This window comes from Streptomyces sp. NPDC014894, from assembly GCF_043080985.1.
In the GTDB taxonomy this organism is placed as follows: domain Bacteria; phylum Actinomycetota; class Actinomycetes; order Streptomycetales; family Streptomycetaceae; genus Streptomyces.
This window is the reverse complement of sequence record NZ_JBIBWD010000003.1, coordinates 680948-698195: the sequence shown is the minus strand read 5'-3', so window position 1 is coordinate 698195 and position 17248 is coordinate 680948. Positions and strand designations below refer to the sequence as shown.

The window sequence follows — 17248 nt, the reverse complement described above, 5'->3', positions numbered from 1 at the left end:
CCGAATTGCCAGGACTCTGCGCATGGGGTGCAACTCGCGGGCCGATCTTAGGCAGGGCGTTCTCTCCTGTTCCTCAGTAATCGACCTCAAACGAATAACTCCCTTTCCGCCGAGGCCGGGTGATTACCGGACGATGGGCGGCCGGGAGAACGGGACCGAATAGCTTCCCTAGTCGGAAACCCCAACGCCGACTAGCGAAAAGGCAGGTCGACTCCTTCCATGTCCCAGCAGCTGGAAAATCTGAAGAAGCACCTCGCGCAGTACACCGAGGCGTTCAACGCCGGCGACTTCGAGGCCACGGAGGCCTTCTACACGGAGGAAGCTGTGGCCGTGTGGGAGCCGGGCAAGCCGCTCACGGGGCAGGCGCGGCGGGACTTTCAGCGGGAGTACCTCTCCCTCGGTCCCAAGATCAATACGACGCTGCGCCAGAGCTTCATCACCGATGACACCGCGCTCCTGATCGTCGACTGGTTCATCGACACGCCCTCCGCCGACGGCGGCGAGCCGGAGCGGGTGCAGGGCACCGGCGTCGACGTCCTGCGGCTCGGGGACGACGGGGTCTGGCGCTACGCGATCGACGACCCGTTCGGCCAGGAGTGAGCGCCGGGCGGGCCCGAGGTCTCCCCCGCGGCCGTACGGCCCCCTCGCCCCGCCCCGCCGACGCCGTCCGCGCCCCGTACGCGGTCACGGTCACGGCCGCTCCCCGCCGGTCTCCGGCGCCGGGCGGACGGCCGGGACTCCCCGATCACCTTCACCGACCCAGTCACCTTTACAGAGAGGCGGGCCGATTCCCGATGGCCTACGACATCAACACCGATTTCGACCGCGAAAACCCCGACCTCACCGACGACCGGGACATCCAGAACGAGATCTTCATGCAGGCGTTCAACTCCGGCGACGGTGATCTGTTCAACAGCCTGTATCTGGAGGACTCCATCTCCAACTTCTCCGGCGAGCCCCTCACCGGCGAGGCCAGGCGGGCGTTCATCCGGGAGTATCTGGCGACGAATCCCGTGAGCACGGCGGAGCTGACCACCTCGTACGTGGCGGGCGACGTGGCCCTCATCAAGGTCGAGTACACCATCGACAACCCGGGCCCGAACGGGCCGGTGCGGGTGGAGGGTTACTGCACCGATGTGCTGCGGCTCGGCAAGGACGGCCGCTGGCTGATGGCGATCGACCGTCCGGTGGCCACGACGGGGCTGGTGGCCGCCGAGTAGCGGCCGCCCCGGGCCGCCCGCCGGGCGGTCCGCGCGCGAGGGCGCCTCCCTGGGAAGTCTCCAGGGGGGCGTCCTTCGTCTCGCGCCGCGGGGGCCGCCCGGGAGCGGGAGTCGCAGGTCGCAGGGCCCGCACGCCTCGGTCTGCACGGCCCGGCAGCCGCACGCATCGGGATCCCCACGCCTCGGGGCCCTCACGCCTTGGGATCCGTACGCCTCGGCATCCGCACGCCTTGGGATCCGTACGCCTCGGGATCCGCACGCCTCGGGCCCGGTCCCGGACGGCCCAGGCCCGGGGCCCCGTACGGTACGCGGCCCGGCCCCCCGTACGGCCGAGGTCCGCGTACCGGCCCGAGGTCCGCGTACCCCTCCCGTACGCCGGCGGCGTACCCGCGCCCCACGCCGCCGGATCCAACGACTCCGTAACCGGCGGCGCCCCGGCCGCACGGCCGCTTCCCCGTCGCTTCACGGCGGCGCGGCCGGCCCTGTCTCCGCCCACCGCCCGGTCATCGCCTGCTCATCGGCGGGCCGCCGCCGGGCGGTTTCCGCGCGGTGTCGGCACGTGGGGCCGCTTACCGGGGCAAGACCGTGAGTTTCCTGGAGCAAGAATCGCGCCCCCTAGCGTGACGGGCAAACCTCCGATCCCGCACGATGAGGGGAACACCCATGGCCACTGAAGCAGAACTCGCCTCCGTTCTCGACGGGGTGCGCGCCGCCGTGCCGGCCCTGCGCCGGAACGGGCGGGAGGGCGAGCGGCAGCGCTGGATCGCCGAGGAGAACCTGCGGCTCCTGGAGAAGGCGGGCGTCTTCCGCGCCGCCGTCCCCCAGAAGTTCGGCGGACTGGACCTCGACGCGGCACAGCAGTCGCGGGTCATCTCCGAGATCGCCCGGGGCTGCCCCTCCACCGGCTGGCTCGCCATGGTGTGGCTGACCAGCACCTGGGCCGTCAGCCTCTACCCCGACCGGACCCAGGAGGAGGTCTTCACCGGCGGCGACACCCGGGTCTCGATCGTGTTCGCCCCGACCGGCACGCTCACCCCGGTCGACGGCGGCTACCGGCTGGACGGCGTCTGGCGCTACAACTCCGGGGTGCGCGGCGCCGACTGGGATCTGCTGGCCGCGATGGTCGAGCTGCCCGACGGGTCCCATCAGGAGCTGATCGCCCTGGTGCCGACGGAACAGCTCGCCCTGGAGGACGACTGGCACGTCTCCTCCGGCGCGGGCACCGGCAGCTGCACGGTGAAGGCCGCCGGACTGTTCGTGCCGGCGCACCGCACCGTATCGCTGGAGGAGGCGATGTACGCCGCCACCGGCGACCGCTCCAACACCGGTGCGACGGGCCGGAACTACGGCCTGCTGGCGTACATCCTGTCGAGTGTGGCGGCCGCCCTCACCGGCATCGCCCAGGGTTCCTACGAACTCTTCCTGGAGCGGGTGCCCGGGCGCGGCATCACCTACACGGACTGGACCGACCAGCGGCAGCATCCGGTGACCCAGCAGCAGGTGGCCGTCGCCGCGAACAAGATAGCGGCGGCGCGGGCGCTCTCCGAGCGCTGGCTGGAGCTGCTCCAGCGGCGCGCCGACGCCGGGGAGCAGCCCACCGACGAGGAGAAGGCGATCATCCGCGGCCAGACGGCCTACGCGGGCCAGCTGTCCAAGGAGGCCGTCGAGCTGCTGTACGCGGCGAGCGGCGGTTCGGTGATCCGCACCGATGTGGACCTCCAGCGCTTCCACCGGGACATCCAGGGCTTCTCGCTGCACGCCCTGGTCCAGCTGGGCGCGAATCTGGAGGTGCAGGGGCGGGTGCTGCTGGGTCTGGAGCCCGGCACCTACTTCCTCTGAGGCCCGGGGGCCCCGCCCGGTTCCTCGGTGCGGCGCCCCTCGGCCGCGTGTCCCCGACATGACGGGCCCGGACCGCCGCTGCGGTCCGGGCCCGTGTCGTGCCGGGGCGTCCAGGCGTACGCCGGAGCGCCCCGCCCGCCCTACTCCGCCGGGCGCTCGGGGGTGCGGAACAGCTCGAACATGCTGGCGTAGCTGTTCTGCTCGAACCCCTGGGCCACGGTGCGCTCCATCAGTCCGTGGACGAAGCGCGGCAGCTCGGCGTTGACGCCCTGCGACTCGCTCTCGTGCAGCAGGTGCTTGAGCGCGCCGAGGTTCACCTCCATCGTGGCGTCGTTGGCGGGGTAGGCGCGGTCGCCGGCGTCTATCTGGCCGGCGTAGTCCGTGGCGAACAGCTTCACGGTGTCGACCCAGGTGCTCGCCCAGGGCAGGAAGTCGGACGCCTTGACGCCCGCGGTGCTCAGCAGGGCCGCGCCCTGGAAGAAGCTGTTGAGCGTCCCCCACATGACGCCGAGCAGCGCCACGTCGTAGAGCGGGGCGAGCGCGTGGTCCTCGCCGAGGTAGGTCGTGCGTCCGCCGAGCACTTCGAGCGCCGTGCTGTGGCGCTCGTAGACGTCCTGGGGGCCGGCGTAGAAGAACACCGAGTGCGAGGCCCCGACCAGGGCCGGCACGGTCATGATCGCGCCGTCGAGGTAGCCGATGCCCAGCTCCTCGGCCCAGACCGCGTTGGCCCGCGCCTGGTCGGACGAGCCGGACGACAGATTGACCAGGGCGCGGCCCTTGAGCCGGTCGGCCACCGGGTCGAGGACGGCGTGCAGCCCGTCGTTGTCCGACACGCAGACGACGACCAGATCGGCGGCTGTCACGGCCTCGGCCGGGTCGGCCGCGACGACCGCGCCCCGGGAGACGAGATCCTCCACCCGGCCCGCCGAGCGGTTCCACACGGTCGTCGGATGCCCCGCTTCGAGGAAGGTGGCCGCCAGCGCCCGGCCCATCAGCCCCAGGCCGATGACCGTCACCGGGGCGCGGTCTGTCTCCGCCATGAATGACTCCGTCTCACAGAGGTCGTTGAATTGCCCGGTCAGCAAAGCAAGAGCGGGGAACCGGCCGGGCACGGTCCCCGCATCGGACGGTCACCGGGCGGTCAGCGCCCGGTCAGCGGGGGTGGGGGCCGCGCCTCGGGCGCGGTGGGCCGGGCGGGGGGCCTCGGGCGCGGGCGGGCCGGGCACGGCGTACCGGACACGGCCTTCCGAGCGTCGGCGGGCCGGGCTCAGCGGGCGGGCCGGGCACGGCGGGGCGGCGCGCTCAGTCCGCGTCCCGCTCCGGCCTGCCGAAACGCCCGTCGGCGAAGAGCAGCCCCCGGCCGTCGGCGATCCGGCCCGTGCCCAGCACGGTCCCGATGAAGACGGTGTGGTCGCCGAAGGCGTGCGCCGCCGTGAGTTCGCACTCCAGCCAGGCGAGCGAGCCGCCCAGCAGCGGGGCGCCGGTCTCCCGGCCCGCCGTGCAGGGGACGCCGTCGAACTGGGCGGCGAGGGAGCGGTCGTTGTCGGCGAAGTGCCGGGCGAGCCGCTCCTGTCCGGCGCCCAGTATGTTCACCGCGAACCGTCCGGCCGAGGTCAGCGCCCCGTGCATCACCGCGCCCCGCCCCACGCTGCACAGCACGGACGGCGGCTCCAGGGACACCGAACTGAAGGCGTTGGCCGTCATCGCGTGCGGACGCTCCCCGCCCACCGTGATGACGGTGACCCCGGTGGCGAACCGCCCCATCACGGCGCGGAACACCGACGGGGTCAATTCATCGTGGGCCGGCGGGCATGCGGAAGCGGCGTCGAGGTCAGCGGGCGCGGAATTCATTTCCGTATTCTCCGATCCTTTTCGCGGGGCGGCTCAGGCCCTGCCATTGGCGGGGCGAGGGCCCGCGCCGCCAACGTAACGACGGGCGCGCGGCGATCTCTCATCCTCCGGTAATCGGCCGCTCTCGCCCGGGGCGAACGCCGCCGGAGATTCCGCGATGACCGGTCGCTGACCCGCATGACCGAACCTGATGGTCATGGAAACGATGAACTCCGAAGCCGACCGGACGGAACTCGCCGAACCACATCTGCGGGAAGTGCTGGGGGCGGCCGGCCTGGCCGTCGAGTATGTGCGCGCCGAGGGCAACACCCTGTACCGGCGCGGTGAGGACGGCGGAGAGACACCGGTCGCCGACTTCGCCGGCGGCTACGGCTCCGTGCTGCTCGGCCACAGCCACCCGGACATCGTCCGGTGCGCCCGCGAGCTGCTCGACGCGGGCACGCCCGTCCACGCCCAGTTCTCCCGGCACCCCTACGCCAACCGTGTCGCGGCGGAGCTGAACCGGATCATCCACCGCGAACTCGGCACCGACGAACCGTACTTCGCCGTCTTCGCCAACAGCGGCGCGGAGGCCGTCGAGGCCGCGGTCAAACACGCGGAGATGGACCGGGTGATGCGCCTGGCCGATCTGCGCGCGGAGACGGAGCGTACGGTGCGCTCGGCGCGGGCCGCCGTGGCGGCGGGCACGGCCGCCGTCCCGGAGCGGGTGCTCGCCCGGTTCGGGATCACGGCCGCCCCGGACCCGGCCGCCGCCCTGGAAAAGCTGGTGGAGCTTCTCGGTCCGCTCAACGCGGCCGAGTGGGAGCGGCCGCCGCTCTTCCTGGCACTGGAGGGCGGGTTCCACGGAAAGCTGGGCCTGAGCGTGCAGTTCACCCACAACGAGGGATACCGCGCGCCCTTCCGCGCACTGGGGGCGCAGGCCCGGTTCGTCCCGCGCGAGCGGCCCGAGGCGCTGAAGGAGATCTACGCCCGGGAGCGGGGCGTGGTGTACGCGCTGACCGTCGCGGACGGCCGGGTGGACGTCGTGGAACGGGAGTTCCCGGTGTTCTGCGCCTTCCTCCTGGAGCCGGTCCAGGGCGAGGGCGGCGTCCATGTGCTGACGGCCGAGTTCGCGGAGGCCGTCCAGCGCTTCTGCGAGGAGATCGACTGCCCGATCGTCGTCGACGAGATCCAGAGCGGCATGGGCCGCACCGGCACGCTGCTGGCCTCCTCGCAGGTGGGGCTGCGGGGGGACTACTACACCCTCGCCAAGGCCCTCGGCGGCGGCATCGCGAAGACCTCGGTGATGCTCGTACGGAAGGCCCGCTACCGGCGGGAGTTCGAGATCGTGCACAGCTCGACCTTCGCCAAGGACAGTTTCTCCTGCACGATCGCCCTGAAGGTGCTGGAGCTGCTGGAGGCGGACGGCGGCGCGGTCTACCGGCTGGCCCGGGAGCGGGGCGCGGCGCTGCGAGCCGTGCTGGAGTCCGTGCGCGCCGACTTCCCCGAGCAGGTGAAGGAGGTGCGGGGCAAGGGCCTGATGCTGGGTCTGGAGTTCCACGACCACACGGGGGCCGTCTCCGGATCGGTGCGCGAGCTGGCCGAAACCGGGCTGTTCGGCTACTTCCTGGCCGGGCATCTGCTGCGTGAGCACCGGGTGCGCACCTTCCCGACGGCGAGCGCCCTGAACACCCTGCGCTTCGAGCCGTCGGTGCGGTTGACGGACGCGGAGACGGCTCAGCTGGAGGCCGGGCTGCGGGACGTCTGCCGGCTGTTGCGCGACGGCGACGGCGAGCGCCTGGCCGGGCGGGCCCCGGTGTCCGGCTGACTCGCCCCCCGGGGAAGGCCACGCGTCGCCGCCCCGTCCCGGGACACCGCCGTCGCGCCCGTGCGCACGGCGCCGGGACGCCGCCTCCCCGGCACAACCGACCTCGACCACCACGACTCGGGTCGGCGCGGAGACGGGTCGGCGTGGAGACGGGAGAAGACCATGGAGTTCCGGCTTCTGGGACCACTCGAAGTGGAGAGCGCGTCCGGTCTGGTGCCGCTCGGCGGCACCAGGCAGCGTGCCGCGTTGGCGTATCTGCTGCTCCACGCCGGGCAGGTGGTCTCGACCCGGCGGCTGCAGTCCGCCGTATGGGCCGCGGACCGGGCGCCGGACACGGCGCGCAAGATCCTCCAGAACACCATTTGGCGGCTGCGGCGGGCCCTCGACGCGCCCCCGGACGGACTGTCGCCGCAGCTGCTGACCCGGGAGCCCGGTTATCTGGTGCGGGTGGCCCCCGAGCAGATCGATCTGGTGCGTTTCGAGCGGCTGGCCGCCCGGGGCAGGTCGGCCCTGCTCGCGGGCGACACCGAGCAGGCCCGCGAGGCGCTGGGCCAGGCGCTGGTCCTGTGGCGGGGCCCGGCCCTCGCGGATCTCGCGGAGGAGGGCACGGCGTGGCCGGAGCTGGCCGCGCTGGAGCAGAAGCGGCTCGACGCGATGGAGGACCGCTTCGAGGTCGAACTCCTCTGCGGGCGGCACCGGTCCGTACTGCGCGAGGTGGACGCGTTCACCCAGGCCGAGCCCCTGCGGGAGCGGGCGGTGGCGCAGCTGATGCTCGCGCTGTACCGCTGCGGCCGCCGGGCGGACGCCCTCGATGTGTACGCCCGTACCCGCACAGCCCTGTCCGAGGGGTTGGGCCTGGAGCCGGGTCATGAGCTTCAGCGGCTGCAACGGGCCGTCCTCACCCAGGATCCCTGGCTGGACCCGCCCTCGCCGCGACGCCGTACGACGGCCGGCGAGACGGGGGCGCGGCCGGGGGGACGCCGTACGCCGGGAGCGGCGGCGGGCCCGGGGAACGGCGTCCGGCCGGGGCCGGCCTCCGGGGGCGGGCGTACGGCCGGCCGGCCCGGGGGCGCGGGGAGGGCCGCCGGGGCGGACGGCGGTCCGGGGGCCGGGGCGGCTCCGAGCCGGGCCGGGGAACAGCCCGCGGCCCGGGCCGGGACGGCGCCCGCGCCCGCGTCCTCGTCGTCCGGCTCCGCTTCTCCCTCTGCCTCTGCCTCTGCCGGGCCGGGTTCGCGGCGTCCTCCGCGAGTGCCGCGCCCGGGCGGGCCGACGGACCCCGGCGGGTTCGCGGACCGGGGCGGGCCCGGACGTACGGCCGGGGAAGGGACGGTCGGGGAAGGGACGGTCGGAGGAGGGGCCGTCCAGGGGGCCGCCGGGGGGAGCCGCCCCGCCGTCGCCACCGCCACCACCGTCACCGCCGGGCCGGGACCCGGCGGCGGCGACAGCGCCCCCGTACCCCCGGACCGGCCCCCGGCGGGCGGTCCGGCCGCCGACGGTCTCGGCGGGCACCGGCCCAGCAGTGTGCTGTTGCTGCGGTTCTCGCTCGGGGAGGAGTTCGACCATCTGTCGGCCCGTGACGCCGATCGCGTGCTGGACACCGTGTGCGAGCTGGCCCGCGAGGAGATCATGCGGTCGGGCGGCTGCGCGGCGACCTCGATCGGATCCGTGCTGTTCGGCTTCTTCCAGGACTCCCCGGACGACGACGACTGCGCGGAACGGGCCGTACGGTCGGGACTCGCGGTACGCGCCCTCCTGCGCGACCTGGCCGCCGCGCCGACCGCCCCGGTGCCCGAAGGGCTCTCGGTGCACGCCGCGGTGGCGACGGGCACCGGCTACGTACGGCTGTGGCCCCCCGTATCGGCGGGCGGCTGCGAGCCGTGGACGGGCGGGGACCTCGTCGACCGCTGCGAGACGATGCTGTGCCGCACCCCGCCCGGCGAGATCCATGTCTGCGACTCGACCCGCCGCCGCACGGAGGACCGCGTCACCCGCTACCGGCCGGCCGCCCCGCCCTCGACCTGGCGGGTCCGGGGCTGAGCGACTCGTCCGGCGTACTCGGCGCGTTCAAGTACGCCAGCCGGTACGCACGCCCGCCGGACGACGGACGGACCGGACCGCGCGACCGCCTCCGTGCGGCAGCGGGGTCCGGTCCTCGTCTCACACCGCCCGGTCACGCCACGGGGTGACCGCGCCGGACCGTCCGTGCGCCCGCCGTACGGCCGACGCGGCGGGGACGTCCAGCCGGCCCCCTCTCAGGACATGGTCGGCGCCGCCGCAGGACAGCCGGTCCAGAGTGAGCGTCCCGCTGTGCCGGAGCCCGCTGCCCCAGAAGGGCCGCCGCCGCATCAGCTCGGCGGGCCGGGCGCACACCACGAGGAACAGCGGCACGTCCTGCGGCACCGACGCGAGCCGCTCCACCAGATTCAGCACGGTGTCGTCGGCGGCGTGGGCGTCCTCCAGGCAGAGCACCAGGGGCCGTTCCCTGGCCAGCGGCACGAGCAGGTCGCACCAGGCGTCGAGCGCGTCGGCGGCGGCGTCCGGATCGTCGTGCTCCCGCGGCGCGCCGATCCGCAGCAGCAGCCGTTCCGCGGTCTCGCCCCGGCCCGCGACCCGCCGTACGGCCTCGGTGAGTCCGCTGTCGTCGGTCTCGGAGACGCCGATCCCGCAGCACGCCCGCAGTACGTCGTAGACCGACCACGGGGCTCCGCCCCCGGCCCGGACCCGCACCACCCGCACCGCCTCGTCCTGGATGCCGCCGAGGAAGTCGCCGAGGAACTTCCGCTTGCCCGCGCCCCGCTCCCCCAGCACGGTCACCAGATGCGCGGCGGAGTGGCGGCGGGCCCGCGCGAGAAGGCTGCGCAGGATGCTCAGCTCGGCCGCGCCGCAGGACAGATCGGGCTGCGCGGGCGGACCGCCGACCGGGAGCGGCCCCGCGACCGCCCGGACCTCGGGGTGGTCCGTCGGGAGCTGCCGCACCAGCCCGGCGGTGCGCTCCACCGCCTCGCCGCTGAGGTGGATCTCGCCGGGCGGCACGCTGGCGAGCAGCAGACGCGCCTGGTCCACCAGCCGGCCCACGACCAGGACGGGCGCCGAGGCGTCGTCCGGGTCCCGCCGCACCAGGGCCTCGCCCGCCGACACCACCGCGCGCCAGGTCGACCCCGGCGCCCGGCCCAGCCGGGTGCGCAGCGCCATGGCCGCCCGCACCGCGTCGGCCGACGCGCCCTCGCTGTCGGCGCGCAGCCCGAACACGGCCACCGAGACCCGGCCCAGCGACCCGGCGACGATGCCGCCGAACTCGCCGACGCACTCGGCGACCGTGGTGGCGGCGTCGTACAGGGTCCGGAACGACTGCGCGTCGGTGACGACCTCGTCGGGGAAGCGGGCGCTGACGAGCAGAACGGCGACCGATCGGCGCTCGGTGCCCGGCGGCCGGTTCCGCGACCGTTCCGAGTGCGCGGGCGTCGTCGGCGGCCGCGTCGGGGACGACGGATGGGCGACGACGTCCGCGGCCCGCTGCTGCGGCACGGTCGGCCCGGACGGTTCGATCTGTTCGAGCGGTTCGGGCCGCGCGGGGACGGCGATGGGGGTGGGGGCAGGAGCGGGAGCGGCCGGGGGGCGGAGCGAGGGATCGTGGGTCAGGATGTTCTGCTGGAGCAGTTGCAGTTCGCGGGAGGGTTCGAGCCCGTGCTCCTCGACCAGGGCCCGGCGTACGCGGCTGAAGACGTCCAGCGCCTGCGCCTGCCGGCCGCAGCGGTACAGGGCCAGCATCAGCTGGCCGCAGAGCCGTTCGCGCAGCAGTTCCTCCTCGGCGAGAGCCACCAGCTCGCCGAGGACGGAGTGGTGGTGTCCGCTGCGCAGTTCGGCCTCGAAGCGGTCCTCCATGACGTCCAGCCGGAGCCGGCCCAGCGCGGTCAGCTCGGGCCAGTCGGTGCCCGCCTCGGCGAGGTCCGCCAGCGCCGGCCCCTGCCACTCCTCCAGGGCGGCGCCCAGCAGCCGGGCGGCCTCCTCGGGCCGCCCCGAGGTCAGCGCGGACCGCCCTTCGGCGACCCGGTGGTTGAAGCGGTGCAGGTCGACCTGGTCGGGGGCGACCCGCAGAACGTATCCGGGGGCCTTGGTGACGAGTTCGGGGGCGGCTCCCCCGCTGTCGGCGGCCTCTTCGGCGAACAGGGCCCGCAATCCCCATACGGCGTTCTGCACGATCTTGCGGGCGGTCGGCGGCCGGTTGTCGTCGGGCCAGAGCGCGCAAAGCAGTTCGCTCGTCGCCACCACCCGGTTCGCCCGCAGGAGCAGCAGACCCAGAACCGCCCGCTGCTTGTGCCCTCCCAGTGTCAGCTTGCGGTCCCCGGCCGACGCTTCCAACGGTCCCAGTACCCGGAATTCCACTAACGCTCCCCGTCTGTACGGTCGAGCGGCCGGCGATCGCCCTGATTTCCTCGTTCAGCCGCTCGCGTAGATCGAATTGCACCGTTGTCTTCTTCGCGGTCCCGCGGGAGGGACGTCGGCCCTCGGGTCCGGCACGGCCGTGGTCCCCTGGGGATCGCGTGCCCCGGGAGGGCGGTGCCGCCGGCGCGGCGACGCGCCGTCGGAGACCCCGGCGAGGGGGACGGCCGCCGCCCGGCCCGTCCGCCCGCCGGAGGGTCCGCGTGACACGGCCGCGCGAGTACGGCGCCGCCGCCGGGCCGGCCCACGGGAGGTAACCGGCAGGTCGAACGGACCATTCCGCGGCCCGTGTTCGCCGGTCTCCACCAGCCCGCCGACCGGTTCCGGGGCCTCCACGCCGGGGGCCGTACCGGTACGGACGGGCACATCTCCGTCATCTCGGGGGCGTCGCGCCGGTTCGGCGACCGGTACGACCGGGTCGGCGTTCCCGAATAGCACGGTGATGGGTTGTCGAGCGTCTCAGGTCGGTCCATGATGCCTGGTGCCCCCTCTTCGGGCCCCGGCGGCGTACCGGCCGGCCCGCGCGATCCCGGGGTCGGCCGACCCCGGCCCTGTGATGTCTTCGTACGCGCCCGTCCGGACGCGCGCCGCCCGAGGCGTCCGCCCGAACGCGCCGCGCCCGGCGCACCGCGGAAGCCCGCCCCGCGTTCCGTACCGCTCGGGCACGCCCCACCGGGCCGCCCCGGCCCGGCCCCTCCCCACGCTCCCGATGAGGACCGTCCGGCCGGCCGGCCGATTCCGGCCGCCCGACGACTCCGGCAGCGGCGGATGAAAGCGCTCCCATTCCGCATCGGATAATTCATGAAGACATATCACCCGACCATGGTCCACCATTTAAGATCATTTGACGACAGGTCCCCGCGCCGCGCGCGTCGCACCGCGCCCCCGCGACATCGCTACCCCGCCAACAGGCCCGCCACCGGCTCCTTTTCGACCCCGCCGGGCCGCCGGATCCCCCAAACCGTGCCCCGCTTCCTTCCGCGTCATCCGCGATCCCCCGTCCGGCAGCCGCCGTCCTCCGAGCCGACATCCCCTCGGCCAGAACACCCGGCCGGAGACGCGTTCCGCCGCCGCCCCGACAGGGTGACGCGCCCCCGGCCCGGCCTCGGGCCCCCGGCAGATAGATGGCAGACCAAGCCGATCGGTTGACCCGCTCAGGGACCGATGCGGCACCTCAGGCGGCCGCCGGGCCCGGCGCTCAGGCGGCCCGGCGGTCAGGCGGTCCTGGCGGTCCTGGCGGCGGAGACGTCGCGACGCGGTCTCGAGCCGGCGGAGGCAGCGCGGGCTCAAATCGGCGAACGGGGCTGTCCAGGAGGCTCCAACGCCGTGATCACACGAGAGGCATCACAATCATTTCACCGTGCGCAGCAGCTGCGGGACGGCCGAGAGCGGTGTCTCACGACGTTGGTCCCACGGAGTCGTGGACGGCGGGCCGAGCCGTCCGATCACTCAGGGCCCGGACCGCCGGCGGCATCGCGCAGCAGTTCCCGGACTCCGCGAACAGGTCGGTAACCGAACGCGTTCGCCGCGGCAGTCGAGTCGTACACCCGGTCCAGGCGATCGGGCACGGGCCACCCCTGGTCGCGGAACGCCCGGACGACGTCCGGAGCCCGTTCGGCGAGCACCGCGCCCGCATCGCGGGAAAGGGCACGGCAGTCCTCGCGGTGAAACGGGTGCGGCCCCGAGATGTTGAACCTGCCCGTAACGGTGGGGTGTGCCACGGCCAGGACCCCCGCCGCTGCCACGTCGGCGACGTCGACCGCCCGGTGGAGCAGATGGCGGGCCCGCACCGGCGGCGGCTCCGGAAAGCATCGCGATATCCGCAGCGTGACCGAGGAGACGGCGCAGCCGGCGACCAGCTCCTCCGCGGCCAGTTTGGTCTCGTCGTAGATGTCCCTGGGAAGCGGCGTGAGCCGCTCGTCCACCCAGACAGCGCGGTCGGTGGGCTCCAGGGCGTGTCCGTACACACTCGTACTGCTGATGTAGAGAACCCGCCGGGCGCCGAGGCGGTCGGCGTCGTCGAGCAGGCCCGCGGTCGCACCTACGTTCACGGCTCGGAACTCTTCATCGGCCAGGCGGCCGACATGGGGGGCGTGCAGCGCGGCGACATGGACCAGGACATCGGCCGACCGCAACGCGGCCAGTCGCACCGGCCGGTCGCGCAGATCTCCGACGACACTCGTCCAGCGACCGGGAATCCGGTCCACGCCTCGGACCGCCCAGCCGGCCGCGTCCAGCGCCTCGGCCAGGGCCGCTCCGACTTGGCCCGAACTTCCGGTGACCGCGACCAGCCCAGCGGGGGCTCTCTTCGTCGCTGAGTGCACGCGCCCGACTGTACGGCGTGGAATCGATCTCCTGCGGCGGAACAGCCGAACAGGGAAGCGGACTCAGCTCGCGGTTGCGGTTCGAATCCCCAGGGCGGTCCGCGCAGCTCCCGCCAGACGGCCGATCCCACATCGGAACCGAGCTGTGTCGATCGTTGTGCGCGGCCGCCATCACAGACGTCCGGAGCGGCAGCCGCACCAGCACGACGGCCACCTGCGCGGCCGCAGGCGTCGCGATCCGCGTCCGGATCTGCGGCGCGATGGGAAATAGCCCTCTGGCCCGCAAAGCGGCAGGTCACAGGGGCTACTGCACCCCCTCGCGGGGGCGGAGGCGGCAGACGAGTCGGGCTGTACGCCGGGTTCTGTCCCCCGGGACCTCGCGGTCGTCGGGGTGACGGCCATCCATCTAGGGCCGGTGTCGCCACCGGCCTCGTGCGGTCTACCCGCGGACTCGGGCGGGCAGCCCTCGAACGTCCGCGCAGGGCCGCGTTTCACCGCGGCCCCTCTTGACCTTGCTCCGGGTGGGGTTTACCTAGCCGCCTGGGTCACCCCAGGCGCTGGTGGTCTCTTACACCACCGTTTCACCCTTACCAGGGACCGAGATCCCTGGCGGTCTGTTTTCTGTGGCACTGTCCCGCGGGTCACCCCGGGTGGGCGTTACCCACCACCCTGCCGTGTGGAGCCCGGACGTTCCTCGGGAGGGTCCGAAGATCCTCACGCGGCCGTCCGCCCGGCTCGTCTGCCGTGTCGACCATGCTACCCGGCGGGCACGGCCGCGTTGACCCTGTCGCGACGTCATGGTTTCCACTGGAGGCATGAGAATCGGAGAACTCGCCGCGCTGGTCGGCGTCACCACCCGCGCCGTCCGGCACTACCACCATCTGGGGGTGCTGCCCGAGCCCCGGCGGCGGGCGAACGGCTACCGCGACTACGGGCTGCGGCACGCGGTCGTGCTCGCCCGGATCCGGCGGCTCACCGAGCTGGGGCTCGGGCTGGCCGAGGTGCGCGATGTGCTCGCGGACGACGCCGGGCGGGAGTCGGTGGAGATCCTGACGGAGCTGGACGCCGATCTGGCCCGCCAGGAGGCCGAGCTGGCCGGGCGGCGGGCCCGGCTCGGGGAGCTGATCGCGCAGGCGCGGGAGGGCCGGCTGCCCGCCGAGGGACCCGTGTCGCCCGAGCTGACCGCGCTGCTCGGGGCGCTGCCCGTCGGGGGCTCCCCGATGGCCGCGAAGGACCGTACGCATCTGGCGCTGCTGGACACGGTGATGTCGGCGGACGAGCGGGAGAGGTTCTTCACCGCGCTCCGGCCGTTCGCCGACGACAGCGCGCTGACGGCGCGGGTGGCGGAGCTGTACGGGCGGCTGGACGATCTCGCCGGGGCGGGCCCGGACGATCCGCGCGTCGGCCCGCTCGGGGACGAGCTGGCCTCGGTCATGCCCGAGGAGATGGTCCGGATGATGGCGAGCGGGGCGAGCGGCGGGCCGGAGAGCTGGGCGGACGGTTTCGGGGACGCGTTCCTGGACGACTTCGCGCCCGCCCAGGCCGCGGTCGTCCGCCGCATGATCGCGGGGCTCGCCGCACGCGTCGAGGCGGGGACGAAGCCGAAGCCGAAGCCGTAGCCGGGCCCGGGGGGAGCCGCGGTCAGGCCGGGACGAACAGGACCTTCTCCGTGCCCGGGGCGGCCCGCGCCAGGCGTACCCGCAGGCGCTCCCCCAGCGGCAGCGGCCGGGGGCTCTCCACCCGGCCGACCACGGCCGGCTCCTCCAGGTGGACCGTGCCGACGCCCGGCTCGCGCTCCCGCACATCCACCACGGAGGCGTCGAAGACCTCGCCCACCCGGTCCGCGAGCAGCGCCGCCTCCACGACGTCCACGCACTCCCGCTCGACGGCGTTGGCCCGCCGCGAGCCCTCCGCCATCTCCCCGGGCAGCGCGCCGAGCGCGCCGAGCACCCATTCGGGCACCCCCTGCCCCGCGCAGGCGGCCACGCACAGCTCGCCCGTATAGCGGTCGACCAGCCGCCGCAGCGGGGCGGTGCAGTGGGTGTACTCGGCGGCGACCGCCGCGTGGACGGCCGGGTCGGGCAGCCTGCCGCCGGTGAAGACGGTGTACCCCGCGCCGCGCAGCAGGGCCGTGCACTCCTGGAGGAACGCCGCGTTGCGGGGCTCGCGCGGGTCGAGCGAGCGGACGACGTCGGCGTACGAGACATGGTGCGGCCAGTCGACGCGCAGCGCCTTCGCCGAGCGGCGCAGCCGGGCGACCGCGCCGTCCGGGGCGGTCGGGAGGGTGCGGAGGACACCGGTGCCGGCGGCCGTCATGATCTCGGCGGCGGCCATTCCGGTGAGCAGCGAGATCTGCGCGTTCCACGCGTCGGCGGGGCGCGGGGCCCGGTAGGAGAGGCGGTACGCGCCGTCCTGTTCGGTGATCTCCTGCTCGGGGACCTGGAGGGAGATCCCGCCGCGCTCGCGCTCCCGTTCCTCGCGCAGGAGTCCGACGGTGCGGAGCAGGGCGAGCGGCTCCTCGGCGGTGCGGTCGTCGATCCGCCGCTGGGCCGTCTCGTAGTCGAGCTTGGCGCGGCTGCGGACGAGCGCCCGGCGGACCTCCGCGCCGAGCGTGCGGCCCTCGGCGTCCAGGTCGATCCGCCAGAGGAGGGCGGGGACCTGCTGCCCGGGGAGCAGGCTGGCGGCGGCCTCGGAGAGCGCGGCCGGGTGCAGCGGGACCTTGCCGTCGGGGAAGTAGAGGGTCTGTACGCGGCGGTGGGCCTCGGCGTCGAGCGCGCCGCCGGGGGTGACGAAGGCGGCCACGTCGGCGATGGCGTAGTGGACGCGGTAGCCGCTGCCGTGGCGGGCGAGGTGCATCGCCTGGTCGAGGTCGGCCGACGTCGGCGGGTCGACGGTGAAGAGAGGGAGGCCGGTCGCGTCGGTCTCGGGGAGCCGCGGGGACCGGGCCGCCGCCTCGGCCTCCGCGAGCACCGGGGCCGGGAACTCCCCGGGGACGCCGAGCGACTTCCGCACCTCGCGCAGCGCCGCGCGCAGGGGGGCCTCGGCTGCGCCGGTGGCGTGGATCGGGCGGCGGGGCATGTCACCGAGCGTAGGTCGCCCGGGGGCGGTCGGCACCCCGGGCGGGAGACGGACCGGACAGGGGAAGGCGGACCGGACAGGGGGAGGCGGACCGGGTGGACGGCGGACGAGGGGGACGGCGGACCCCGCGGTCGAGCGGCGGCGCCTGGTGCGGACCGCGCGGGCGCGAGGCGGACCGCCCACGGGCGCGCGGCCCGGCGGGCGCCGGGGCGGGTGCGCCCGGGCCCCGTCAGCGGGCCGCGCCCGCGGGTCACCCAAGTGGGCGACTGTGCGCGTACGGACGACTACCCTACGTTGACCTTCGAGAGGGCCGGCCCGGGGAACGGGCGGCCCGGCACCGACAGAAGGAACCCCATGCGACGTATCGCCCTCGCCCTCGGCGCCCTCGCGGCGGCCACGACCCTGGCCGTCACCGTCCCGCAGACCGCGTTCGCGGCGAACGGGGGGCTGCTGGTGAACGGCACCGTGCACCAGAACCCGAGCGGCTGCTACCCGAGCGACCGGCGGCCGCTCCAGGTCAACAACCGGACCGACGAGATCGCGCTCGTCTTCGAGAGCCGGGACTGCTCGGGGCGGATCATCCAGGTCGTGGCGCAGGGCGAGCCGACGGTCTCGGAGTTCGGCCGCAGCGTCTACATCCCCTGATCAGGGCGGTCGGCCGGGCCCCGGCGGGCGACCCGCCGGGGCCC

General features: G+C 74.3%; 13 protein-coding genes and 1 other RNA gene. 8 read left to right on the top strand and 6 right to left on the bottom strand.

Translation table 11 applies throughout. From position 1 onward, the window contains the following. The first annotated feature begins 219 nt into the window (after positions 1 to 219). From ACF089_RS10935 to ACF089_RS10925, 3 genes are all read left to right on the top strand, one after another. Positions 220 to 600 (top strand): YybH family protein, encoded by a 381-nt coding sequence (locus ACF089_RS10935; protein ID WP_392024722.1) that lies wholly within the window; start codon positions 220 to 222, stop codon positions 598 to 600. Between the two features lie 194 nt (positions 601 to 794). Further along, complete coding sequence (locus ACF089_RS10930) at positions 795 to 1220, top strand: YybH family protein (protein WP_392024719.1); 426 nt, start codon at positions 795 to 797, stop codon at positions 1218 to 1220. Between the two features lie 663 nt (positions 1221 to 1883). Beyond that, the gene (locus tag ACF089_RS10925) at positions 1884 to 3059 is read left to right on the top strand and encodes an acyl-CoA dehydrogenase family protein (protein ID WP_392024716.1); all 1176 of its coding nucleotides are present in this window, start codon (positions 1884 to 1886) and stop codon (positions 3057 to 3059) included. 140 nt (positions 3060 to 3199) lie between these two features. Here the strand turns inward: ACF089_RS10925 and ACF089_RS10920 are convergent, their stop codons facing one another. Together ACF089_RS10920 and ACF089_RS10915 are read right to left on the bottom strand one after the other, a co-directional pair. After that, complete coding sequence (locus ACF089_RS10920) at positions 3200 to 4099, bottom strand: NAD(P)-dependent oxidoreductase (protein WP_392024713.1); 900 nt, start codon at positions 4097 to 4099, stop codon at positions 3200 to 3202. Between the two features lie 262 nt (positions 4100 to 4361). Continuing rightward, positions 4362 to 4910: a flavin reductase family protein gene (locus tag ACF089_RS10915; RefSeq protein WP_392024710.1), complete on the bottom strand. Its 549-nt coding sequence runs from the start codon at positions 4908 to 4910 to the stop codon at positions 4362 to 4364. Positions 4911 to 5106: 196 nt separating this feature from the next. Here ACF089_RS10915 and ACF089_RS10910 point away from each other — a divergent pair, with 196 nt between their 5' ends. Then, positions 5107 to 6717: an aspartate aminotransferase family protein gene (locus ACF089_RS10910; RefSeq protein ID WP_392024707.1), complete on the top strand. Its 1611-nt coding sequence runs from the start codon at positions 5107 to 5109 to the stop codon at positions 6715 to 6717. A 162-nt stretch (positions 6718 to 6879) separates the two neighbouring features. After that, positions 6880 to 8754 carry a BTAD domain-containing putative transcriptional regulator gene (locus ACF089_RS10905; protein ID WP_392024705.1) on the top strand — a complete coding sequence of 625 codons (1875 nt, stop codon included), beginning with the start codon at positions 6880 to 6882 and terminating at the stop codon, positions 8752 to 8754. A 120-nt stretch (positions 8755 to 8874) separates the two neighbouring features. Here ACF089_RS10905 and ACF089_RS10900 read toward each other — a convergent pair whose 3' ends face one another. Continuing rightward, positions 8875 to 11100 (bottom strand): BTAD domain-containing putative transcriptional regulator, encoded by a 2226-nt coding sequence (locus ACF089_RS10900; protein WP_392024702.1) that lies wholly within the window; start codon positions 11098 to 11100, stop codon positions 8875 to 8877. Positions 11101 to 11445: 345 nt separating this feature from the next. Here ACF089_RS10900 and ACF089_RS10895 point away from each other — a divergent pair, with 345 nt between their 5' ends. Continuing rightward, complete coding sequence (locus tag ACF089_RS10895; protein WP_392024699.1) at positions 11446 to 11592, top strand: hypothetical protein; 147 nt, start codon at positions 11446 to 11448, stop codon at positions 11590 to 11592. A gap of 1010 nt (positions 11593 to 12602) precedes the next feature. Here the strand turns inward: ACF089_RS10895 and ACF089_RS10890 are convergent. Together ACF089_RS10890 and rnpB are read right to left on the bottom strand one after the other, a co-directional pair. Further along, positions 12603 to 13481, bottom strand: a complete 879-nt coding sequence (locus ACF089_RS10890) for an NAD-dependent epimerase/dehydratase family protein (RefSeq protein ID WP_392024697.1) — start codon at positions 13479 to 13481, stop codon at positions 12603 to 12605. 335 nt (positions 13482 to 13816) lie between these two features. Continuing rightward, positions 13817 to 14219, bottom strand: an RNA gene (gene rnpB, locus ACF089_RS10885) — RNase P RNA component class A. A gap of 77 nt (positions 14220 to 14296) precedes the next feature. On the opposite strand from rnpB, the gene ACF089_RS10880 reads away from it, so the two are divergent. Continuing rightward, complete coding sequence (locus ACF089_RS10880; protein ID WP_392024695.1) at positions 14297 to 15100, top strand: MerR family transcriptional regulator; 804 nt, start codon at positions 14297 to 14299, stop codon at positions 15098 to 15100. A 22-nt stretch (positions 15101 to 15122) separates the two neighbouring features. Here ACF089_RS10880 and ACF089_RS10875 read toward each other — a convergent pair whose 3' ends face one another. Then, positions 15123 to 16559 (bottom strand): RNB domain-containing ribonuclease, encoded by a 1437-nt coding sequence (locus ACF089_RS10875; RefSeq protein WP_392024692.1) that lies wholly within the window; start codon positions 16557 to 16559, stop codon positions 15123 to 15125. Positions 16560 to 16913: 354 nt separating this feature from the next. Between ACF089_RS10875 and ACF089_RS10870 the strand changes: the two genes are divergently transcribed. Continuing rightward, positions 16914 to 17204, top strand: a complete 291-nt coding sequence (locus tag ACF089_RS10870; RefSeq protein ID WP_392024689.1) for a hypothetical protein — start codon at positions 16914 to 16916, stop codon at positions 17202 to 17204. The last annotated feature ends 44 nt before the right edge of the window (positions 17205 to 17248 follow it).